This window comes from Agrobacterium sp. a22-2, from assembly GCF_012276985.1.
Taxonomy (GTDB): domain Bacteria; phylum Pseudomonadota; class Alphaproteobacteria; order Rhizobiales; family Rhizobiaceae; genus Allorhizobium.
The window spans coordinates 150,440-170,411 of the sequence record NZ_JAAXMM010000008.1; the positions used below are offsets into that span (position 1 = coordinate 150,440).

21 protein-coding genes and 2 pseudogenes are annotated in these 19,972 nt (G+C 60.5%); 7 read left to right on the forward strand and 16 right to left on the reverse strand.

Features of this window, described 5'->3' with window-relative positions:
• Nucleotides 1-24: 24 nt before the first annotated feature.
• Both HFC70_RS14215 and HFC70_RS14220 read right to left on the reverse strand, forming a co-directional pair.
• A complete protein-coding gene (locus tag HFC70_RS14215; RefSeq protein ID WP_168473915.1) occupies nucleotides 25-255 on the reverse strand; it encodes a hypothetical protein in 231 nt (76 codons plus the stop codon).
• Nucleotides 256-395: 140 nt separating this feature from the next.
• Nucleotides 396-659: a hypothetical protein gene (locus HFC70_RS14220; protein ID WP_168473916.1), complete on the reverse strand. Its 264-nt coding sequence runs from the start codon at nucleotides 657-659 to the stop codon at nucleotides 396-398.
• Nucleotides 660-797: 138 nt separating this feature from the next.
• Between HFC70_RS14220 and xseA the strand changes: the two genes are divergently transcribed.
• Together xseA and HFC70_RS14230 are read left to right on the forward strand one after the other, a co-directional pair.
• Nucleotides 798-2,411, forward strand: coding sequence for an exodeoxyribonuclease VII large subunit (gene xseA, locus HFC70_RS14225; RefSeq protein WP_168473917.1), 1,614 nt, complete (start codon nucleotides 798-800; stop codon nucleotides 2,409-2,411).
• Nucleotides 2,411-3,010 (forward strand): NAD(P)H-dependent oxidoreductase, encoded by a 600-nt coding sequence (locus HFC70_RS14230; RefSeq protein WP_168473918.1) that lies wholly within the window; start codon nucleotides 2,411-2,413, stop codon nucleotides 3,008-3,010. Before xseA ends, HFC70_RS14230 begins: the two co-directional genes overlap by 1 nt.
• 1 nt (nucleotide 3,011) lies before the next feature.
• On the opposite strand, the gene HFC70_RS14235 is transcribed toward HFC70_RS14230, so the two are convergent.
• On the reverse strand, nucleotides 3,012-3,518 hold the full coding sequence (locus HFC70_RS14235; protein ID WP_168473919.1) for a MarR family winged helix-turn-helix transcriptional regulator: 507 nt from the start codon (nucleotides 3,516-3,518) through the stop codon (nucleotides 3,012-3,014).
• 82 nt (nucleotides 3,519-3,600) lie between these two features.
• Here HFC70_RS14235 and HFC70_RS14240 point away from each other — a divergent pair, with 82 nt between their 5' ends.
• On the forward strand, nucleotides 3,601-4,491 hold the full coding sequence (locus HFC70_RS14240; protein ID WP_168473920.1) for an EamA family transporter: 891 nt from the start codon (nucleotides 3,601-3,603) through the stop codon (nucleotides 4,489-4,491).
• A 132-nt stretch (nucleotides 4,492-4,623) separates the two neighbouring features.
• Nucleotides 4,624-4,965: a hypothetical protein gene (locus HFC70_RS14245; protein ID WP_168473921.1), complete on the forward strand. Its 342-nt coding sequence runs from the start codon at nucleotides 4,624-4,626 to the stop codon at nucleotides 4,963-4,965.
• A gap of 57 nt (nucleotides 4,966-5,022) precedes the next feature.
• Here the strand turns inward: HFC70_RS14245 and HFC70_RS14250 are convergent, their stop codons facing one another.
• Nucleotides 5,023-6,276, reverse strand: coding sequence for an aminopeptidase (locus tag HFC70_RS14250; RefSeq protein WP_168473922.1), 1,254 nt, complete (start codon nucleotides 6,274-6,276; stop codon nucleotides 5,023-5,025).
• An 80-nt stretch (nucleotides 6,277-6,356) separates the two neighbouring features.
• Between HFC70_RS14250 and HFC70_RS14255 the strand changes: the two genes are divergently transcribed.
• The gene (locus HFC70_RS14255) at nucleotides 6,357-7,217 is read left to right on the forward strand and encodes a hypothetical protein (RefSeq protein ID WP_168473923.1); all 861 of its coding nucleotides are present in this window, start codon (nucleotides 6,357-6,359) and stop codon (nucleotides 7,215-7,217) included.
• A gap of 9 nt (nucleotides 7,218-7,226) precedes the next feature.
• On the opposite strand, the gene ybaK is transcribed toward HFC70_RS14255, so the two are convergent.
• From ybaK to HFC70_RS14270, 3 genes are all read right to left on the reverse strand, one after another.
• On the reverse strand, nucleotides 7,227-7,700 hold the full coding sequence (gene ybaK / locus HFC70_RS14260; RefSeq protein WP_168473924.1) for a Cys-tRNA(Pro) deacylase: 474 nt from the start codon (nucleotides 7,698-7,700) through the stop codon (nucleotides 7,227-7,229).
• 2 nt (nucleotides 7,701-7,702) lie between these two features.
• The gene (locus HFC70_RS14265; protein WP_168473925.1) at nucleotides 7,703-8,053 is read right to left on the reverse strand and encodes an ArsC family reductase; all 351 of its coding nucleotides are present in this window, start codon (nucleotides 8,051-8,053) and stop codon (nucleotides 7,703-7,705) included.
• A gap of 190 nt (nucleotides 8,054-8,243) precedes the next feature.
• Complete coding sequence (locus HFC70_RS14270) at nucleotides 8,244-9,074, reverse strand: hypothetical protein (protein WP_168473926.1); 831 nt, start codon at nucleotides 9,072-9,074, stop codon at nucleotides 8,244-8,246.
• Nucleotides 9,075-9,509: 435 nt separating this feature from the next.
• Between HFC70_RS14270 and HFC70_RS14275 the strand changes: the two genes are divergently transcribed.
• The gene (locus HFC70_RS14275) at nucleotides 9,510-11,066 is read left to right on the forward strand and encodes an ISL3 family transposase (protein ID WP_168473927.1); all 1,557 of its coding nucleotides are present in this window, start codon (nucleotides 9,510-9,512) and stop codon (nucleotides 11,064-11,066) included.
• A gap of 51 nt (nucleotides 11,067-11,117) precedes the next feature.
• Here HFC70_RS14275 and HFC70_RS27005 read toward each other — a convergent pair whose 3' ends face one another.
• From HFC70_RS27005 to HFC70_RS14300, 5 genes are all read right to left on the reverse strand, one after another.
• Complete coding sequence (locus HFC70_RS27005; RefSeq protein WP_246735790.1) at nucleotides 11,118-11,372, reverse strand: hypothetical protein; 255 nt, start codon at nucleotides 11,370-11,372, stop codon at nucleotides 11,118-11,120.
• Nucleotides 11,373-11,596: 224 nt separating this feature from the next.
• The gene (locus tag HFC70_RS14285) at nucleotides 11,597-12,034 is read right to left on the reverse strand and encodes a lipocalin-like domain-containing protein (RefSeq protein ID WP_168473928.1); all 438 of its coding nucleotides are present in this window, start codon (nucleotides 12,032-12,034) and stop codon (nucleotides 11,597-11,599) included.
• A 41-nt stretch (nucleotides 12,035-12,075) separates the two neighbouring features.
• Nucleotides 12,076-12,537: a cyclophilin-like fold protein gene (locus tag HFC70_RS14290; RefSeq protein ID WP_168473929.1), complete on the reverse strand. Its 462-nt coding sequence runs from the start codon at nucleotides 12,535-12,537 to the stop codon at nucleotides 12,076-12,078.
• A gap of 10 nt (nucleotides 12,538-12,547) precedes the next feature.
• Complete coding sequence (locus tag HFC70_RS14295; protein WP_168473930.1) at nucleotides 12,548-13,294, reverse strand: SDR family oxidoreductase; 747 nt, start codon at nucleotides 13,292-13,294, stop codon at nucleotides 12,548-12,550.
• A gap of 29 nt (nucleotides 13,295-13,323) precedes the next feature.
• Nucleotides 13,324-14,508 (reverse strand): MFS transporter, encoded by a 1,185-nt coding sequence (locus HFC70_RS14300; protein WP_168473931.1) that lies wholly within the window; start codon nucleotides 14,506-14,508, stop codon nucleotides 13,324-13,326.
• Nucleotides 14,509-14,602: 94 nt separating this feature from the next.
• Here HFC70_RS14300 and HFC70_RS14305 point away from each other — a divergent pair, with 94 nt between their 5' ends.
• The gene (locus tag HFC70_RS14305; RefSeq protein WP_168473932.1) at nucleotides 14,603-15,505 is read left to right on the forward strand and encodes a LysR family transcriptional regulator; all 903 of its coding nucleotides are present in this window, start codon (nucleotides 14,603-14,605) and stop codon (nucleotides 15,503-15,505) included.
• A gap of 302 nt (nucleotides 15,506-15,807) precedes the next feature.
• Here the strand turns inward: HFC70_RS14305 and HFC70_RS14310 are convergent.
• The 4 genes and pseudogenes from HFC70_RS14310 to HFC70_RS14325 all read right to left on the reverse strand — a co-directional run.
• Nucleotides 15,808-17,111, reverse strand: a pseudogene (locus HFC70_RS14310) (chloride channel protein); the annotation flags it as partial.
• Nucleotides 17,112-17,273: 162 nt separating this feature from the next.
• Nucleotides 17,274-17,513: pseudogene (locus HFC70_RS14315) on the reverse strand (transposase); the annotation flags it as partial.
• Between the two features lie 30 nt (nucleotides 17,514-17,543).
• Nucleotides 17,544-18,722: a glycosyltransferase family protein gene (locus HFC70_RS14320; protein ID WP_246735791.1), complete on the reverse strand. Its 1,179-nt coding sequence runs from the start codon at nucleotides 18,720-18,722 to the stop codon at nucleotides 17,544-17,546.
• On the reverse strand, nucleotides 18,719-19,972 hold the full coding sequence (locus tag HFC70_RS14325; RefSeq protein ID WP_168473933.1) for a glycosyltransferase: 1,254 nt from the start codon (nucleotides 19,970-19,972) through the stop codon (nucleotides 18,719-18,721). Before HFC70_RS14325 ends, HFC70_RS14320 begins: the two co-directional genes overlap by 4 nt.

The following is a 19,972-nucleotide window of genomic DNA, read 5'->3' on the forward strand; positions in this document are numbered from 1 at the left end:
GGGGCGAAGGACCGAATTTAACCTTCAGGCTGTGCGTTGCCGCTGGAAGAAATAGAGAACGACCACCAAGTCGAGCAGGCCGAAATTATAGCCGGCTATGGCGATCAGCAGGGGCGATAAGGCCACCGGTCCGCTCGACAGGGCAGCCGCCAGCGCAAACGTCGCGCCGATCAGCACCGCGACGAGGGCAATGGTCAGGGCGCTACGCATCGCGGCGGCGGCAATTCCGATTGTCATAGCCGTAAGAAAAATCATCCGGCCGGCTCCTTTGTAATGCTTGTGGGCGCAGAATAAGGCAGTTTTATTAACGGACCGCTTACTTGGTGATAGCCCTCGGGACAGTCGGCACGCATGATGGCTGCTGAACTGTCCCGCAATGGCGCATCATCGCTGCCCTAGACGAGCCCTGCCAGGAGGCCGGCAGTCGTCCCGGTCGCAAGCACCCGGCTGACCCGAATCGGCAGCAGGCTGCCGGCCGCAACGTCGGAGAGCACCAGCGCGGCACCGGAGGCCATCACAACGGCCAGGTCACCGCCCTGGCCGACATAGACGGCACGCGTGGTTTCCGGCAGGTCCAGGCTGTCATCCGGGGTGATCGGAAAACCGGAAAAAGCCGGCCCGGCAAGGGATGGCTGAACATTGGAAAATCGGTCTGTCATGGACAACTCCTTTGAGGTTGGACGGTCTGCATTCGCCGATTATCGCTCCACCAAAGCTAAGGGGGAAAACCGCGTTGAAAATTGACGGGAAGGGAAGCCGCATGCTGCGCTCGGACGGCGCATCGGTTACAAAACCCCATGGCCAATTTCTTCAGCGATGATTCGCCCACCAATGTCGCCGAGTTCACCGTCTCGGAACTGTCCGGCTCCATCAAGCGGACGATCGAGAACGCGTTCGACCACGTGCGGGTGCGCGGCGAAATCTCCGGCTATCGCGGTCCGCATTCTTCTGGCCATGCCTATTTTTCGCTGAAGGACGACAAGTCTCGCATTGATGCGGTGATCTGGAAGGGCAGCTTCTCCAAGCTGAAACATCGCCCGGAAGAGGGCATGGAGGTGATCGCCACCGGCCGCATCACCACCTTCCCAGGGTCCTCGAAATACCAGATCGTCATCGAAACCATCGAGCCGGCCGGTGCCGGCGCCCTGATGGCGCTGATCGAGGAACGCAAGCGCCGCTTCACCGCCGAAGGCTTGTTCGATCCGGCGCGCAAGCAGTTGCTGCCTTTCATGCCCCGTGTCATCGGCGTGGTCACCTCGCCGACCGGTGCCGTCATCCGCGACATCCTGCACCGCATCGCCGATCGCTTTCCCGTGCATGTCGTGGTCTGGCCGGTCAAGGTGCAGGGCGAGGGCTCGGGCGACGAGGTGGCCAATGCCATTCAGGGCTTCAATGCGCTTGAACCTGGCGGTCCGATCGCCCGGCCTGATGTGCTGATCGTGGCGCGCGGCGGCGGCAGTCTCGAAGACCTTTGGAGCTTCAACGATGAAGCCGTGGTCAGGGCGGCAGCGGCCAGCACCATTCCGCTGATCTCGGCCGTCGGCCACGAGACCGACTGGACGCTGATCGACTACGCCGCCGATGTGCGCGCGCCGACACCGACCGGTGCTGCCGAAATGGCGGTGCCGGTCAAAGCCGATCTCGAAGCGCAGATCGCCAATCTGTCCGCTCGCCTGTCGGGTGCCTCAAGCCGGCAGATGGATCTGCGCCGCCAGAACCTGCGGGCGCTGGCACGCGCCCTGCCATCGCTCGACCAGTTGCTGGCTTTGCCGCGCCGGCGTTTCGACGAGGCGGCCGGTGGGCTCGGGCGCAGCCTCGAACTCAACACCATGAACAAGCGCCGCAGCTTCGAGCGGGCCTCAGCGCGCCTCTCGCCCGACATGCTGGCCCGGCGCATCATCGAGCGTCGCCAGCGGCTGAACGAGCGTGCGGCCACCGCCGAGCGTATCATCGAACGGCAGATCGGCCGGCTTCGGGCCCGCGTCGACGGTGCTGACGCGGCCCTTCGCGCCCTGCCGTCGCGGCTCTCCTCGCAGCTTGGCAGGGCCCGCGACCGGCTGTCGAGCCTGGCGCAACGCGCCGATGCCGCCATGGCCGGCGAAACCCGCCAGCGCCGCCAGATGGTGACGGCCCATGACCGCATGCTGCAGTCGCTGTCCTACAAGAATGTGCTGATGCGCGGTTATGCCGTGGTGCGCGATGGCGAGGATCGCCCGGTATCGCGGGCCGCCGCCTTGGAGAGCGGCATGGCTGTCGCCATCGAATTCGCCGACGGGCGCATCGCCGCCATAACCAAAGGGGCTGATGGCCCGGCACCGGCCGCCAGCATGCCCGGCGCTGCCAAGGCCGGCACAGCCGCCAGGCCTTCGAAAAAAGCCGATCCGCCGGCCGGGCAGGGGAGCCTGTTCTGATGGGAGGGCGCCATTTTCTCGTGGTTCTGGCCCATCCTCTCCCAGACAGCTATGCGGCAGCTCTTGCGAGGAGCATTGTCGAAACACTGGAGGCACACGGGCATCGGGTCGATCTGCTCGACCTCTATGCCGAGGATTTTGACCCGCGCCTGACAGCGGCCGAACGGGCAAGCTACATGACCGCCGACTACGACTCGTCGGCCGTGTCCTCTCTTATCGCCCGGCTTCAGGTCGCAGACGGGCTGATCCTGGTCTTTCCGCAATGGTGGTTTAACCTTCCGGCAATCCTCAAGGGCTTCATCGACCGGGTTTTTGTGCCCGGTGTCGCTTTCGACCACGCGGCGGATGGCGGCCGCCTGATCCCGCGGCTGGATCATGTCAGGACCTTCTGGGCGGTAACCACCACTGGTTCGCCCTGGTGGATCGTCCATTTCTACATGGGCAATCCGGTCAAGCGGCTGTTGAAGCGGGGCGTCGCGACCTTCTGCGCCAGGAACGTCGATTTCCGCATGCTCTGCCTGCACGATATGGACCGCGTGTCCGCCGGGGGACGCCGGCGGTTTATCGACACGGTCCGGGCTGCCGTCACTCGTCTATGACCTATTCGAAATGGGCAAGATAGGTCCGCAGCAACCGATCAAGTTCGCTCCTGTCGGCCGGATCCAGGCCCTCGATCAGCCGGTTCTGGTTGGCCACATGCGCCGTTACCGCCTGCTCGACGCAGACAAGGCCGCGGTCGGTGAGCGCGATCAAGACGCTGCGCCGGTCTTCCGGGTGGGTGACCCGTTGCACGAAGCCGGCCTTTTCCAGCTGGTCGATGCGGTTGGTCATGGTGCCCGAACTCACCATCATCGTGGCGAGCAGATCGCCGGGTGACAGCGCATAGGGCGCGCCGGAGCGACGCAGCGTTGCCAGCACATCGAAGCTCGAGGAGTTCAGCCCATGCGCCAGAAGCACTTTTTCGATCTCGCGGCCCAGATGCGTTTTCAGCCGCGACAGCCGGCCGAACAGACCCATCGCATCGACATCGAGGTCCGGCCGCTCACGCCGCCATTGGGCGAGGATGCGGTCGACACCATCCGGTTTCGGGTCGATCTGTGAACTCATGCTTCATGGATAGGGACCAGAAATCTTGACGTCAAGATAAATGCGGCGTATAGATATTTATCTTGAGGTAGAGATTATCGACATGAAGATAAATTCGGATTATGCGCTGACGGTTGCCGTCACGGCCCTGGCGCCGGCCATTTGGGGCAGCACCTACATCGTCACGACGCATTTGCTGCCGGCAGGATACCCGCTGACGGTCGCCATGCTCAGAGCCCTGCCGGCCGGATTGCTATTGCTCCTGCTGGTCCGTCAACTGCCCGCCGGACATTGGTGGCCTCGCGTTTTTGTGCTGGGCGCGCTGAACTTTACGCTGTTCTGGGCCATGCTGTTCGTCTCGGCCTATCGGCTGCCAGGCGGTGTTGCGGCGACTGTCGGCGCCGTGCAGCCATTGATTGTGATCGGGCTTTCGCGGCTGGTGCTGAACACGGCCATCCGTCCGCTTGCGGTGATCGCTGGATTGGCGGGCCTTTCGGGTGTCGCGCTTCTGGTGCTGACGCCCAGGGCCGCGCTTGATCCGGTCGGCGTTGCCGCGGGCCTCGCCGGCGCCGGTTTCATGGCTGCTGGCACGGTGCTGACCCGACACTGGAAGCCGCCGATCTCCAACCTCGCCTTCACAGCCTGGCAGATGACAGCCGGTGGCCTGCTGCTGGTACCGCTCGCCCTTTTGCTGGAGCCACCCTTGCCGGCGCTTAGTCTCGCCAATGTCGCAGGGCTGCTCTATCTCGGCCTGATCGGCGGCGCGCTCACCTATATCCTGTGGTTTCGCGGCTTGGCCCGTATCGAGCCGTCGGCTGCCGCATCGCTTGGCTTTCTAAGCCCTCTGGTCGCCTCCCTTCTGGGCCTGCTTCTGCTTGGCCAGGATCTCAGCCTGCTGCAGGCCGCCGGCTTCGTGGCCGTGCTGGGCAGCGTCTGGTTTGCCCAGAGGATTGGAAAGCCTGGTCTTCAGCCGCCGGCCGAAATCGGGGCGTGAAGAATCGGGTACCGCCGACGGTGCCAGCATCCTATAGTTATGAGTGATCGTGCCCTTTCAAAGGTTCGATCAAATTCCTATGTCACATGAAAGGGCCGCTGGTCCTGTCTGCTATATCAAGGAGATTTCATCATGAAACGAACCACTATTGCGGTGCTGGCGGGAATCTTGACGGCAACGGTCGGTGCTGCTCCCGTCCTGGCGGACCAGTCGCAGCTGTCGACCATCCTGTTCGGCAAGATCTATAACGACAATGTCACGACCCATCAGCTTGGCATGTCGCGGCATAACGATGAAAGCGGCATGCCGTCTTTCGTTCTCTATCCATCAAAAGCCGACGTCACGGAGGCACAGGCCGAAGCAGCCCACGACCCGCATCTGCGCGAAGCGCTTGCTCAGCGTAAGATCGCTATCCACAATGTCATCGGGATCCAGACAGCCCTCAACGGCGGCAAGGTTGTCTACTATCGTTGATCTGACCTTTAAGCATGCTCCGGTGCCGGCGGATATCCGCCGGCCGCCTCGACAATGTCAGGCCCATTCGCCCTTGCGCATCACGGGAACAGTCGATCCGTCGGCCCGCACACCGTCGATATCCACCTTGTCGGAGCCTATCATCCAGTCGATATGAATCAGGCTGGAATTGCCGCCCTGCGCGGCGATCTGATCCTGGCTGAGCGAGGCTCCGTCAAGGAAGCACTTCGAATAGCACTGGCCGAGCGCGATGTGGCAGGAAGCATTCTCATCGAACAGGGTGTTGTAGAACAGGATACCCGACGCCGAGATCGGCGAGGAATGGGGCACCAGCGCCACTTCGCCGAGCCGCCGTGCGCCCTCATCCGTATCAAGAACCTTCAGCAGAACTTCCTCGCCGCGCGACGCCTTGGCCTGGACGATCCGGCCCGCTTCGAACCGCACCTGGATATTGTCGATCAAGGTTCCCTGGTGCGACAGCGGCTTGGTGCTGGAGACCGTGCCTTCGACCTTCAGCGCATGCGGCGTGGTGAAGACCTCCTCGGTCGGAATATTGGGATTGCAGGTCACGCCATTCTTGGCGACCGATGCACCGCCGTGCCATTCGTGGCCATCGGCGAGACCCACCGTCAGATCCGTGCCGGGGCCGGTGAAATGCAGGGCCGCGAAGCGTTCGCCATTCAGCCAGCTGGACCGCTGGCGTAGATTGGCATTGTGCTCGCGCCAGGCGGCGACAGGATCGACCTGGTCGACGCGCGAGGCCGCAAAGATCGCATCGGCCAGCTGGGCGACCGCCATCTCCACCGGTACATCCGGGAAGACCAGCTTTGCCCAGGACGGATTGGGATAGGAGCAGATATTCCAGTTGATGTCGAAGTTGGAGATGTATTCGAGCGCCGGCTTGTAGGCAATCGAATTGGCCTTGTTGGCGCGCGCCACCTTGGCCGGGTCCTGGCCCGACAAAAGCATCGGATTGTCGCCGGCAATCGCCAGCCGCGCCGCACCGCCGGCATAGGCCTTCGCCATGCCTTCGTAGAGCCAGCCCGATGCCTTGTCGAAGCTCTCGTCCGGCGCATGGGCATAACGCGAAAGCGTCGTCTCCTCGTCGGAATAGAAGGTGGTGACGATGCCGGCCCCGGCGATATAGGCATGTTTGGTGATATGGCGGACCAGCGGCAAGGCCGCCAGCGGAGCGGTGATCACCAGATCCTGGCCCTTCTGCAGCTGCAGTCCGACCTTTACGGCCACTTCGCCGAGTTTTTCGAGTTTGACGGGATCGACGGTCTTGGAAAAATCGGGAGCAATTGTCATCGGGACCTGCCATTGTCTTGATTATGTTGCCCGTAGCCTTAAGCCGCTTTGCGGCGAAAATGAAGATCGAAGGACCAGAAATGCCATTCCTCGAAATGTCCAGCCGAATTGCTGGTGCCGTGCCGCGTTTCGATCTTTCGATGACCCTGTTGCTGATGTCCCTGCTCTTGGCCCCGTGCCATGCCGGTGCCGCCGAGTTCGAGATGTCCGTTGAAGGCCATGACCTGGCTGTCATCGAGACCGACGAGGGGCAATCGCTGACTGTGGACGGCGAGCCGGTTCTGACCGATACCTATATTTCCGTTGAAATGACCGAGGTCGCCGGCGTGTCCGTGGCACTCGGCATTTCCTCTGCCGGCGGCAATGCCTGCGAAGGCGCACCCTTTGTCTTGGTTCTTGCCCCGGGCGAGGCCGTGCGGCTCGATGGCCCGCTCGACACCTGTTCGCCGATCACGCCCGAAGTGGAAGACCAGCAGCTCGTCTATGCCGAGCCGGCGGTTCCCGGGCAAGACAGCAGGCGCTGGTCCTGGACACCGCAGGATGGCTTTTCAGAGCTCTCGGCGGCGGCGTTTACGCCCGACGCGGCCAAGGGCTGGGAGGCGCTTGGCCGCGACGAGATCAGCCATCCCGCTGACATTCTGGGCTATGACGAACCGGCCGCGAAAGTCGATCGGCTGCTTGGTCCGGACAAGGCGGAATTCTTCGATTTCGTTACCGGGATCGGCAGCGCCGAGCGGCTGGGCGACCTGATTTCCGGCTCGGCCTGCCTCAAGGCCGATTGCCCCGACAATGCCGCGCTGTTGGTGGTCGACCCGGTCGAGCAGCAGGTCTATCTCGCCTGGAAGCCTTACGGCCGCAAGATCGTCGTGCGTCCGTCCGCCAAGACCTGGCCGGAACCCGCCCGCCGCGAGTTGCGCACATGGGCGGCGAGCTGGAACTGATGCGACCGCTCAGGCTGTGATTGCTGCCGCGATGGCGTTCAGAGCCTTTAGCGCGTCCTTCGGATCAAGCCGGACCTGCAGGCCGCGCTGCCCGCCGTTCATGTAGACATAGGGCTGGTCGACGGCAGCAATTTCGATAGTTGTGGGCACCTGTTTCTTCTGACCGAACGGGCTGATGCCGCCCACCACGAAGCCGGTCAGCTTCTCGGCCAGCGCCGGTTTCATCATCGCCGCCGACTTGCCGCCGAACGCCGCCGCCAGCTTCTTCATGCTGACCTCCTTGTCGGAGGGCAGGACGACGCAGACCGGCTTGCCGTCGAGTTCGGCCATCAGCGTCTTCAGCACGCGGGCCGGATCTTCGCCGAGCGATTCCGCTGCCTGCATGCCGATACGCTCGGCATTGGGATCGTAGTCATAGGTATGGACGGTGAAGGCAAGGCCGGCTTTGGTGAGAGCTTGCGTGGCACGCGTGGTCTTCGACATCGTTACGCCCCGAACTCGGCGGAATAGGTCTCCGGCTTGAAGCCGATCAGCAGCTTGCCATCGGCCTCCAGCACCGGACGCTTGATCATCGACGGCTGGGCGAGCATGAGGTCGATCGCTTTGGATTGGTCGAGATCGGCCTTCGCCTCATCGGGCAGTTTCTTGAAGGTCGTGCCGGCGCGGTTCAGCACCGTTTCCCATCCGGCCCTGGCGGTCCAGGTTTCCAGATGCGAACGGTCGATGCCCGACGCCTTGTAGTCATGAAACGTATAGGCGACGCCATGATCGTCCAGCCACGCCAAGGCCTTCTTCATCGTGTCGCAATTCTTGATGCCGTAGATCATGGCGGCCATGGGATCGGTCCTCGTCGATACGGGGCGGGTAAGGGCGGCCGGAGGATCCGACGCACCGAAACTGAAATATCAAACCATGGAGTGTTCGCAAGCGGCACACTGTCACGGTGGTATCCGCCGCGTCCTAAAGTGAAGGATTGGCGCATCGAAAGTGCGGGCTTCCCTCGAAAAACCCGGTCTGCGTGTTCGCCTAGCCGTCTGTGCTCTCGGCCGCTTTCTTGGCCCTGTCGGCGGCGGCCTGCGCGTCGATGATGGCTTGAACCGCCTCCTCTCGGCCCGTAGCTGCATGGCTTTTCGCCATCTGAGCAAATTCCCCGGCCAGTTGAGCGGCAAGCTGCGCCGCTTCTCGAAACTTCAAGGCCGCCTGCTCATCGCCTTCTGCCTTGGCCTCCAGAGCGCGGCGCGCCGAGGCCTCGGCGGCAATCGCTTCCTGATTGGCGCTCACCGCGAAGTGCATGGCGAGCTGCGACTCGTTCAGGCTGGCGACTGTCGAGGTGCCGGCGGCATTCATGAACGTCGTATTCCAGTCCAAAGCCGCAACCAGATCGCCACAGTGTGTTGCGACATAGGTTTGAAACTGTGCGGTCATCTGGCCCATCTTTTCGGTGTTGAAATCCGCCGTCCGCGCCGCCCTTCCCAATTCCGCTCCATAACCCATGCCGAGTGTGAAGCCCGCCATCAGGCCATCGCCATAGCCGAGACGCTCGTCGGCCGAGGTCAGCACTGCCGGGGTCGGGACTTTCGCAAGCACGCCGGTCGGGTCCCCGGAGGGCATGGACAGCTCATGATATCCATCCACCACGCCGCGCAACCATCCGGGATAGGCTCCCTGGCACGCCCCTCTATGAAACTGTGGCGTATCCCGATCGGCGAAAGCGACGGTTGCATCGAACATGCTGGTGAAAAGGGCAACGCTGCCCACAAGGGCGCAGACAAGCACCGAGGCACTTCTCCTGCGCATGGATCTCACGACTTGCTCCACTAGCCGATTCATCCGGGCCGCTCCCCGCTCGATCTCCATCTCTTGACGGAGAACCAGATCATGAACGACAAATGATGCAACCGCCTTGACCTGGGTCAGCTTTTGCTACGATGTGACCAACGATGCAGATCGCGTGCAGGCCCCTGTGGCATCTCTGAAACCGCGGTCAGATCAAAAGCTTGGAGCAATGGCCGTATGGGGCTTTGATGGCTCGGCTGTTTTGCGCAGGAATTCCGAGGTCTCTACACCCTCATTCCCACTCTAATGTTTTCCTCACAATAACAGATTGATTTTATTTCAGAAAATCTCTTCTTTGGCCGCCAGCGCTGAGGCGCAGGCCGTCAAAAACTTATCCTGTTGATTTGCACTGAGAGCTGACCCTGGATTGCGGGAAATTATCACTGAGAGCTGGCTCTGACTCACATTTGCTGTTGTTGCGGGCGACGCTTTTGCTGATTCACCGGAGGATCAGCAATGCAGCATCGATTTCAGCGCACGAGCCTCGCGCCGCCCGGCTTTGTAGTAGACGAAGTGAAGGTTGTCGGGGATCGCGTCCAAGTTCGGCTGCGATCGCGCTATCCCTCAGGAACTTGTCCGGCCTGCGGGAGACAGAGCCGAAGAGTTCAAAGCAGATATCTGCGCCGGCTCGCTAATCTGCCTCTTGGCGGCCGGCGAGTAGAGTTGACGATCGTGGCGCGGCGATTTTGGTGCGATGCCGTTCTATGCGGACGGCGCATCTTCTGCGAACAGTTTGATGACAGCGTGTTGGCTCGTTACGGTCGGCGCACCCAGAGGCTAGAGACAATTGTCCACCACCTCGGCTTGGCGCTCGGCGGCAGACCCGCTGCGGCCTTCGCCAATCGATTGATGGTTCCGGTGAGCAACGACACGCTGCTGCGGGTGGTCCGTCGCCGCATTGCTGACCAGAACGATGAACTCAACGTCGTAGGCATTGATGATTTTGCCTTCAGGCGCGGCCAGACCTACGGAACGATCATTTGCGATCTGGAGCGGCGGAGGCCTGTCACCCTGTTGCCGGATCGAGCGCTGGATACGTCTCGGACATGGCTTGCCGAGCATCCGTCGATATCGATCGTCGCTCGCGATCGAGGCGGCGGCTATGGTGAGGCCATCGCGAAGGCCTTGCCTGATGCTGAGCAGGTCGCTAATCGTTGGCACCTGATGGAGAATTCCAGCCGAGCGTTTCTCGATGCAGTCGGCAAGTCGATGCGCCAGATCAGGCAGGCGGTCGGCAGCAATGTCGTTGATCCCAAGCTTTTGACCTACGCTGAGAAACCGCAGTACGAGGGATATCTGCGGCGCCAGGAGACGAACGAGGCGATCCGAGAGCTGTCGAAGAAGGGAACGTCAATTCGACAGATTGTCCGGCAAACCGGCCATAGCCGGAAGATTGTCCGCGACGTTTTGAGGGGCCAGCGCCTCGATGTCTTTCGAACACGGCCCAGCTCACTGGATAGCTGGCTGCCGTGGCTCAACGGCCGCTGGGACGAAGGCGTGCGGAATGCATCGGCGCTCTGGCGGGAGATGAAAGCGAAGGGCTTTCCAGGACAGAGCGGGGTCGTCTCGCAATGGGCTCAGCGTCGACGTCTTGCGGAGAAGGCCAACCAGAGTGGGCTTGCGCGAACGCCATCGGCGCGGGTCATTGCCCGGCTGATGACAACCGCACGCGACGACCTGGCAAAATCCGAAGCGATCCTGGTGGCGGCGATCGAAGTGAACGTGCCAGAGCTGATGGTCGCCCGCACGGCTATTGGTGACTTCCAATCCATGATCCGCTCCAAGACAGCACGAAAGCTTGATGAATGGCTTGAAGCTGCGAAGAACAGCCTGGTCGGCTCGTTTGCCGGCGGCGTTGAAAAAGACCTCAATGCCGTGAGAAACGCAATCATCTCACCATGGTCGAACGGACAAACAGAAGGTCAGATCACACGACTGAAGCTTATCAAATGCCAGATGTACGGGAGAGCGAAACTCGATCTGCTGCAGACGCGTTTGATTGGCGCATCGTAGGGGCTGCACAGCAGCAAAAGTGCGTCAGAGCCAGAAATCCGTCCCACTTCGTCAGCCCGATTTGAAGAACGGGATTGGCGGGCCGATGCGCAGTGTGAGCAGCGGCAGCGACGGTGGGATGGAGGCAAGTTCGATGGTCGTGGATTTCCCCTTCAACAGGTTCAAAGGCGCTGAATGTACCAAAGCCGATCCGAAATCAAAGTCGCGTGTTGCGGTGAAGGCCGTCTGCGCCGCTTCGCCGAGGGTGTCGCAGCCGACTATGTTGACGATGTGCAGCAGGCACTCGTCTGTCGCCGTTAGCAGCATCTAGACCCGGTAGACACATCATCCCGTGGATTGATCCAGCGGCGCTTCATCGACTACCGGTTTAGATTGGTTGAAGACTTTCCGGTCACGATCCAAGCTCGACGTCGGTTTAACCGACGCCCATCGTTATGTGGGCGTCGAGAGCGGGCCAGCAGAACCTTTTTCCTACGGCTGAAACGCTGCCAGCGAGGAGAACAAGGTTTGGGGAAGCCAATCCAGCTTGGTCAGAAGCGGTCGTAGCTGACGCACCAGCCTTCCGCAGCATCGACCGGTGAAATCACCAGCTTGTCGCCCGTGACCTCGAACTTGCGCTCCAGTCTCTGAGCGATCAGGTTGCGAACGAGGGAGGACTCCACGGTGATCGCGAATATGTTTTTGGTATCATCGATTTCGACCGGGCCGTAATAGGCCTCGTATGCTTTCGTGGTGTAGGGCGTATCCGCGGCATTGGCATCGGGGTTCATAGCCTGCACCGACAAGGTGCCCCCTTGGGTGAACACAAGTTGGCCTGAATAGGGAATGGCCTGAAGATTGCCCGCAGCGCCGACCTCCAGTGCGGTCATGCGCCAGGCGCCGATGATCGGAGACTTTGCATCGCTTGCAAATGCCGGGGAGGTGAACGCCAGCGCCAGTGCTGCAGCCAAGATCCTGAAACTGTTCATCGAGATGTCCTTTGTTGGGTGGCAGGAGGTGGGGGGATCTGTTAAATCCGTTCGATGCGGACGGGATACTCGCCGCGGATCAGCAGCGCGTCGAAACTGCTGTCGAACCGGCCAAGACGGATCAGCCCGTCCCAGCGATAGTCCGCGTAGAAAAGAGCAAGATTGCCCCAGGACTTGAAGTAGCAGAGGTCGCCGGGGCTCTCATTGGTGAAGGGGCCGCTGCCATCTTCCGTCAACTTGCGAGGCAGATGGACGATCTTCTCGTTTCCTCCGTCGTCCTCGATCCTCAGATCGAGCGGAAGCATCGACGCAAGGTCGCGCGCCGACGGGTTGTCGTAGAGCGTCGCTGTCAGCACCAGTCCATTGAAGGTCAACCTGATGTGAACGTCGGTCGGGTCTTGGCCAATCGGGTCACGCCCTTGCTGTGCGATGGCGACACGCGGAATTGCCGCAGCAGCCAGCGCGGTACCTAAAACTTGTCGTCGGTTGATCGAACGAGACATGGCGGTTCCGTCAGACCGATTGCGCTGTGGGACGGAAGAGGATTTCGTTGATGTCTACGTCATTAGGTTCGCTGATCGCGAACGCGACGCTGCGGGCGAAGGTGCCAGGCCCGATTGCGATCTTGCTGACGAACTCTCTGGTGCCTGCCTGTATATCTTTTTCGCTGATATGATCGAGGAGCTCGGTGCTGACCGCGCCGGGCGAGATGATCGTCGTCCGGATATTGTAGGGCTTCACCTCTTTGCGGAGCCCTTCGGATAACGCTCGGACGGCGTGCTTTGTGGCGCAGTAAACAGTTGCACCCGGATCGACGACATGGCCATAAACCGAGGATACGTTGATGATGTGCCCGGACTTTTGCGCCTTCATGTGAGGCAGTGCGGCGGCGATACCGTAGAGCACGCCCTTGATATTGACGTCTATCATGCGGTCCCACTCGTCGACCTTGAGACGTTCAAGCGGAGCAAGCGGCATGAGACCTGCATTGTTCAGCATGACGTCAATCCGTCCGAACCGTTCGACAGAGATGTCGACCAGGTTTCTGACCTGATCCCGCTGGGTCACGTCAGTCTCTACCGCGACGACCTTGCAGCCCTTCGCCGTCAATTCCGCAGCCAGAGCCTCAATGCGGTCAAGGCGTCGCGCGCCGATGACAACAGTCGCGCCGCGCTCTGCCAAATGCCGGGCCGTTGCTTCGCCGAGACCACTGCTGGCTCCGGTGATGACAACGACCTTGTTTTCGATTCCCTGTGACATGATGGTCTCCAGTTGCTGAATTTAGTTGTTTAGCTGCGCGGCCGGGCAAGAGCGGCCAGAGCTGCCGAGCCGACGAGCAGGACGGTGGAAAGCACAAAGGCGCTCCACCATCCGAGGGTGTCGAAGAGGATACCGCCTGCCGATGCGCCTCCAGCTATGGCAAGCTGTATCAGCGCGACCTGCAGGCCACCGCCTGCTTCAAGTTCGTCCGGGATGATTTTTGTCATCCACGTGTTCCACGCGACAGGCACGGGTGTCGATACAACACCCCAGAGAACAAGCAGGGCTGCCGTCAACCAAGGGAATGGGCCGGCTGCGATCAGGAGTAGCGCAATGACGGCAAGCATGCCGGGCATGCCGACGAGTGCGAGACCAAGATGTCGGCGGAGCACGAAGCCGATCGCAAACAATCCCGCCAATCCGCCAGCACCCAGGCCAAGCAGCACCATGGACAGCGTGTTGATATCGAGCCGGGTCACATGCTCGAGGAACGGCCTCAGGTAGATCGACAGCGAGTTCATGCCGATGAACGTCAACGCCGTCGCCGCCATGCCGATTGCGAAGGTGCGGTTGCGCAGTAATCCGAACATTGTTCCGCCGGACACAGCTTTGGCAGGAGGCATGTTCGGCAGGACAGCCATCTGCCATGTCAGCGCCGCGAGGCCGATAGGAACGGTAACGAGAAACGTATTGCGCCACCCAATGAGACCGCCCAGGAAACTGCCCAAGGGCGCGGCAGCCACGATTGCCATGGCCGTTCCGCCCTGAAGCAGCGCTATTGCTTTGGGAAGATCCGCGCCGGATGCAAGGCGCGCGAGAATGGCGGTTGAAAGCGACCAGAATCCGCCGATCGCCATACCAACCATGGCCCGGCCGATCAGGAAGACAAAGTAGCTTGGGGCAAGTGCCACCGTGAGGCTGGAGACGGTCAGAACGGAGGTGTAGAGCAGCACGACCGCTTTTCGGTCCAATCGGACTAACATCCTGTTTCCGAACAGACTGGTCACGACCGCAAAGAAACCCGAGACGGCAATCGCCAATCCTGCCTGTCCCTCGGTGATCGACAAGTCCTGCGCAATCGGCGTCAGAAGGCTGACAGGCATGAACTCAAGGCCCACCAGAAGGAATGTCAGGAGCGACAGGCAGGTAACGGCGCTCCAGGGCGTTGTCTGCTGTCGACCCTCAAAGTCATCACCCACGATCAGTTCAGTCATGTCTTACTCACTCTCGTTGAACGCATAGATAACGGTGTTGAAGTCGTGCCACTAGGCGGCATAAACTGCATGTTATAGTGAGGGAGATTCAACAATGCGTCGGGACGAATTTACCGAGATCCGGGCTTTTCTCGAAGTTGCGCGAGAACGCAGTTTTACACGCGCGGCCGTAAAACTTGGGGTGACGCGATCTGCGCTCAGTCATACGATCCGTACACTCGAAGAGCGGCTCGGTATGCGGCTTCTGGCACGCACGACCCGCGATGTCGCGCCGACGGCCATGGGCCAGCGACTGGTGCAGAGTATCGAGCATCATTTCGAGGGGATTAGTGCCGAAATCGAAGCGTTGAAGGCTCTCGGCGACAAGCCGTCCGGACACATCCGGATCGTTTGTCCCGACGATGCCATTGAACTGGTGTTCAGGGATCGGCTGAAGCCGTTCCTACGCGAATACGCGGATATTAAGGTCGAACTTATCGTCGACAATGGGTTCACCAACATCGTCGAACGGCAGTTCGACGCAGGAGTGCGGCTGGGCGAGGCGATCGCCCGCGATATGGTCGCTGTTCGTATTGGTCCTGATGTCAGCTACTCCGTCGTCGGATCGCCTGAATATTTCGAGCGATATCCGGCTCCGGAAAAGCCGCAGGGCCTCACAGAGCACAATTGCGTCAACCTGCGCCTTCCCACATCTGGTGGCCTTTACGCCTGGGAATTCCAGGAAGACGGGCGGGAGTTCAGCGTCCGCGTCGATGGCCAGCTTGTGTACAGTAATATCGGCTCAGCGATCGACGCGGCTCTCGACGGAATGGGGCTTGCCTACGCTCCGACCGATCTTGTTAGCCAACATGTCAATGATGGACAGCTTCATGAAGTTCTCAAGGCCTGGTGTCCCACCTTCCAGGGCTACCATCTTTACTACCCGAACCGTCGAAATCATTCCCCGGCATTCTCTGCCTTCGTTGATGCCTTCAGGTTTCGGCCCAGAAGGGCTTAACGAGAAAATCCATTGATTCAGTATAAATACGTGCTTTAGTAACCCACTGTAACTTAAAGCTCTTTGAGACCGTAGACCGTGAATTAGCGGGTGGCCGGTTCGTCACTGTTCAAGGCGTGCGGCATTGGAAGATGATCGACAGAAGCAAGGCTCTACCAACATGCGATATCAAAAATCTCTAAACGGCAGTGATGGACTGGATCAGGCCGAGTCGATATCGTTATAGACTGTCGCTCTGATCGCGCCCCTGCCTTTCGCTCACCTGATGAGCTACCCATGCTCCTTGGTGCGCTTGGCACGCACGCCGCAGCGGTGAAGTTGCGTGACAGACCGTGATAGAGCGGCTCCCGCGACAAGACACGCGAGGTGACATATCCAAGCATCGAAACCGTCATGATTGGGATAGCGCCCTGGTGATCGCCGGTCATTTCCAAAATGATGACGGAGGCTGTCATTGGGCCTGGACGACCCCGGCAAAGTAGCCGGCCATCCCGAGAATGGCTGCAAGCGCGATACTGGTTCCGAAAAGAGAGCCAACTGTGCTGCCGAACCCCGCGCCGACAGCCAGTGATGGCGCAAAGATACCACCGGGAATTCCCGACATCATCGACAGAAAACTTGCCAGCAGTTTCTGAGCAAAGAACAGCGATTGCGTGGGATGACCTTCAATCGCGTCCCGCGCCTGCTCGTAGCTTGTTCCGAAGGTATCACCGCCGGACACAATGCCCATGATGGCGACACCAAGCCCGCACAGACCTGCGAGCAGAACCATGCGCTTGAGCGGCGCTAGCTGAGCCCATCTGCGAATGCGGATGCCCGAGTATAGTGCGAACCCGCTGAACGCGGCACCAAGCATGCCGCCGCCGATACCGCAGATTGGTACAAGCACCCAATCCATCAAATTCACAGGCGCCGCCGTCGCCGTCCCGAAATAGTTGTAGCTGCCGGACAGACCGAGCGCCGCAAGGCCTGACAGGATAACGGCCGTCAGTACGATACCGTTGGCTCGTGACTCGTATCCGGCTCATCTCCTCGATCGCAAAGACGATGCCCGCAAGCGGCGTGTTGAAGGCTGCCGCGATGCCTGCAGCAGAGCCGGCCAGAATGAGACCTCCGGGCCTGCGCCAGTCCTCCGAAGCGGGCTGCAGCCAGCATGAACGAGGCGCCTACCTGTACTGTAGGGCCTTCCCGTCCGATGGACGCACCACAGAAATGGCTAAGCACCGTCAGCACGATCTTGCTAACCGCAATACGAAGCGACAGGAGAGCCGAGCGGTCCGCCTCGTCATGCAGGGCGCCTTGCCCCGATAGCCTGTGGAATACCGCTCCCCTGAGAGTTCGGGAAGAGTGTGATCGCAAGCCACGCCGACAGGATAAAGCCGAGCGGCGTGAGAATGAGTGGCAGGAGATGCATCCAACTACCCGATGACGTTATCCCCGCAAACGCTTGCTGGGCCATGTCAGCAATCCATGCGAACGCGAGGCTTGTCACGCCAATCGCGAGCGCTCCAGACCAAAAGACCATACGCGGCTTCCACAGCTTGAACGATACGCGGAACAGGCGTGAACGACGGATGAGCTTCGACTTGCGATAAGACGGGGGCATTGTGCTGGCTAAGTGTCAAGGGATCGTATGCTTATCGGCTCAGTCGAACAATGATGCAAGCATTCAAGGCGATCTTGAAATTGATGTTTCAGACAAGAACCGCCGGCGCTAAAAGAGATTATCGGGATAATCCATCGGCTGGACGATAACGCAGGCCATCAGGAAATAGCTGCCCCTGCTCAGCTTTGGGATGCGAAGCTCGACCGTTCCGGCGCGTATCTCCCAGTCCCGGGCGCGCTTACCATTGCGTTGGGTGAGCCGCATCGGGTTCTTCTCGCCGTAGCCACCACCGGTCGCACTGCCGACCTCCAGTTCCATCAGCCGTTCGGCCGCAAAACCGATCACCTCACGCAACAAATCCGCGTCGGTGCTCTTCTCGACAAGCGAGCGCATGTTCATCATATCGTCGGACGACCTGCCAACTGCCTTTGGTCAAGTCGACGCTGTTTTGCGTGTCAGTTGTTCCTGTATGAAGCGGGCGGTGTCGGCCGCACCGTTCAGCGAAACGGGAAGTTGCTGCGGAAGTGTCAGGGCGCGCGTGGCCGTGATGGCGCTGGCCATGCTGTGGCCTGTCAAACCCTCCTCGCGCACGATCCTCGCAAGGCCGAGTGTTGCCAGCTTCTCGGCCCTGACGCTCTGTTCGGTCTCGCCACCGGCCGCGAATGGCACAAGGAGCGCCCGGCAGTTCGCCCGCAGTAGATCGCATACGGTGTTGTAGCCGGCCTGTGAGATCGAGAGCGTGGCGTTGGGCAGGAGGTTTGGAAAGTCCGGGCGAAAACGGTACAGGCTCACGCCATCGGAAGCGCGCGCGGCAAACCGGTCAAAGTCGGCTTTCGGCAAGTTCGGACCGGTGATCAGGCACCATGCGGACGTGTCGCCGAGAATCTCGCGTGCATCGAGTGCGGCGGTGATCAATTCGGCACCGACAGCGCCCCCGCCGGCGGAGATCACCGTGTCGAAGCGCTCCGGCGAAGGCTCGGGCAGTGGGGCTGCGATCAGTCCGGTGTAGTGAACCCGATCGGCGATCTCCGAAGCAAGTGAAAACGTATCCTCGAGCCGCACGAAGGACGGATCGCCGTGGATAAGTACGCCATCGAAATGCGCCCGCACGAGATCTGTCGTCTCACGGTCTCGGCCAGGCTTGCGATTCTGCTGCAGGATGTCACGGATCGAGGTGAACAGCAGCGGTCGCGGCTCCGTCTTCTCAATGGCATCAATCAGCGGAAGAAGCTCGAAACGAACCTGCCGGCGGCCAAATGGAAAGGCCTCGACGATCACTACATCTGGCCGCACCTGCCGATAGGCTTCAAGCAGACGCCTCGTTCTGTCGCGCTCGAACCGCTCATCAACCGGATTACCCTCCAAATCGGCGAGAGATGAAAATCCGCTATTGGAGGCGACGATTGCCGGCAGGGCGACGTGCGAGATGCCCGGCCCCGGAAAACCCTCAACCGGCGAACCACCCGTAACGAGCGTCACCTCAAATCCGGAGTCCTTTAACGCGCCGGCGATCCGGCTTGCACGAGCCAAATGGCCGATGCCGAGCAGATGCTGGACATAGAAGAAGACCCGGCCCGCCGAGCCTTCTGGCATACCGCCATTGATGGTCATGCCATCTCTCGCTTTGCCCAGGATTCGTGAAAGAGCCTGTCGAGATCATGGATGCTGTTGTGATAATCGAAGTCACGCCGCACACGGGCTTCAGCTGCAGTTCCAAGCGTCTCGCGCAGGATCGGGTCAGAAATCGCCACCTGGAGCGCTGCCGACAGCTTTTCAGAATTGTCGGTTTCGACGAGAAGCGCGTTTTCCCGATCATGAAAGAGTTCGGAAATGGCAGACACCGTGGTTGTTACCGACATCACCGCCTGGCTTGCGGCTTCCACAAGTACGTTTGGCAGGCCATCTCTGTCTCCATCGGCCGTAATCCGGCAGGCGAGGGTGAACAGATCGCTTTCGCGGTAGTGCGTCAGCACGTCCTGCTGGCTCATCGAGCCCTTCCAGGTGATCCGGTCGGCGATGCCGAGATGATCCGCGAGTGCCTTCAGTGCTGGGAGTTCATCGCCCCCGCCGATATGCGTGAAGCGCCAGTGGATCGAAGAGGGAAACCTTGCCAAGGCTTCGAGGATGGTGTCATAGCCCTTCTTCTTGACCGCGCGTCCGACGCTCAGAATCCGAACCGGGTCCGCTGCGTCCAGGCCGTCGCGGGCAGGGCGCTCACCCTCGAATTTCGGAAAGCGCTCGAGATCGAGCCCGTGATAGCTGAGGTTCACGTTGCCGCGACCGTTCGCGAGGCTGTTCAGCTTGTCAAAGCCGACGCCGGTGCAGGTCACGACCCAATCAGCCCTTTGCAGCTTTTCTGACAGATCCCAGTCCGCTGAGGTCCAGATGTCCTTGGCATGCGCCGACACGGTCCACGGAATGCCGCTGATCTGGCTTGCATAGCTTGCAACCGATGCGGGCGTATGAATAAAATGGACATGCAGCCATTCCGAGCCCTGCGGCCATTCCGCGGCCAGCACCGCAGCCTGACCAAATCGGCGGAAGCGGTTGCGGGTGAAATCCCGCTTCAGGTCGCGCCAGAATTGTTTGAGGGCATCGCGCAGGCCGGGGTTCGACCGGACAGCCCATAACGCCTTCAGTACGCGCGCTGGTTCCTCGTGTAGATATTCTGGAAGATAGTGGACGGGTGCGCGGATCTCGTCATTGACCGGATGACGCTTTTTGTCCGTGGGACGCCGCATAGACACGAGTTCGAGCTCGAATCCTGCTTTCTCAAGCCCCAGAAGCTCCTGCGCGATGAAGGTCTCTGAAAGACGCGGATAGCCTTTCAGAAGAACGGTGATTTTCCGGTTGCGACGCAT

Bases quoted from the DNA above. Each gene is read 5' to 3' on its own strand.
- HFC70_RS14255 (WP_168473923.1), top strand. From the start codon at position 6,357: ATGCCATTCCTCGAAATGTCCAGCCGAATTGCTGGTGCCGTGCCGCGT.
- HFC70_RS14285 (WP_168473928.1), bottom strand. From the start codon at position 12,034: ATGAACAGTTTCAGGATCTTGGCTGCAGCACTGGCGCTGGCGTTCACC.
- HFC70_RS14230 (WP_168473918.1), top strand. From the start codon at position 2,411: ATGGGAGGGCGCCATTTTCTCGTGGTTCTGGCCCATCCTCTCCCAGAC.
- HFC70_RS14275 (WP_168473927.1), top strand. From the start codon at position 9,510: ATGCAGCATCGATTTCAGCGCACGAGCCTCGCGCCGCCCGGCTTTGTA.
- HFC70_RS27005 (WP_246735790.1), bottom strand. From the start codon at position 11,372: ATGCTGCTAACGGCGACAGACGAGTGCCTGCTGCACATCGTCAACATA.
- HFC70_RS14300 (WP_168473931.1), bottom strand. From the start codon at position 14,508: ATGACTGAACTGATCGTGGGTGATGACTTTGAGGGTCGACAGCAGACA.
- HFC70_RS14215 (WP_168473915.1), bottom strand. From the start codon at position 255: ATGATTTTTCTTACGGCTATGACAATCGGAATTGCCGCCGCCGCGATG.
- HFC70_RS14240 (WP_168473920.1), top strand. From the start codon at position 3,601: ATGAAGATAAATTCGGATTATGCGCTGACGGTTGCCGTCACGGCCCTG.
- HFC70_RS14320 (WP_246735791.1), bottom strand. From the start codon at position 18,722: ATGACCATCAATGGCGGTATGCCAGAAGGCTCGGCGGGCCGGGTCTTC.
- HFC70_RS14270 (WP_168473926.1), bottom strand. From the start codon at position 9,074: ATGGAGATCGAGCGGGGAGCGGCCCGGATGAATCGGCTAGTGGAGCAA.
- HFC70_RS14295 (WP_168473930.1), bottom strand. From the start codon at position 13,294: ATGTCACAGGGAATCGAAAACAAGGTCGTTGTCATCACCGGAGCCAGC.
- HFC70_RS14325 (WP_168473933.1), bottom strand. From the start codon at position 19,972: ATGCGTCGCAACCGGAAAATCACCGTTCTTCTGAAAGGCTATCCGCGT.
- HFC70_RS14305 (WP_168473932.1), top strand. From the start codon at position 14,603: ATGCGTCGGGACGAATTTACCGAGATCCGGGCTTTTCTCGAAGTTGCG.
- xseA (WP_168473917.1), top strand. From the start codon at position 798: ATGGCCAATTTCTTCAGCGATGATTCGCCCACCAATGTCGCCGAGTTC.
- HFC70_RS14220 (WP_168473916.1), bottom strand. From the start codon at position 659: ATGACAGACCGATTTTCCAATGTTCAGCCATCCCTTGCCGGGCCGGCT.
- HFC70_RS14290 (WP_168473929.1), bottom strand. From the start codon at position 12,537: ATGTCTCGTTCGATCAACCGACGACAAGTTTTAGGTACCGCGCTGGCT.
- HFC70_RS14250 (WP_168473922.1), bottom strand. From the start codon at position 6,276: ATGACAATTGCTCCCGATTTTTCCAAGACCGTCGATCCCGTCAAACTC.
- HFC70_RS14245 (WP_168473921.1), top strand. From the start codon at position 4,624: ATGAAACGAACCACTATTGCGGTGCTGGCGGGAATCTTGACGGCAACG.
- HFC70_RS14235 (WP_168473919.1), bottom strand. From the start codon at position 3,518: ATGAGTTCACAGATCGACCCGAAACCGGATGGTGTCGACCGCATCCTC.
- ybaK (WP_168473924.1), bottom strand. From the start codon at position 7,700: ATGTCGAAGACCACGCGTGCCACGCAAGCTCTCACCAAAGCCGGCCTT.
- HFC70_RS14265 (WP_168473925.1), bottom strand. From the start codon at position 8,053: ATGGCCGCCATGATCTACGGCATCAAGAATTGCGACACGATGAAGAAG.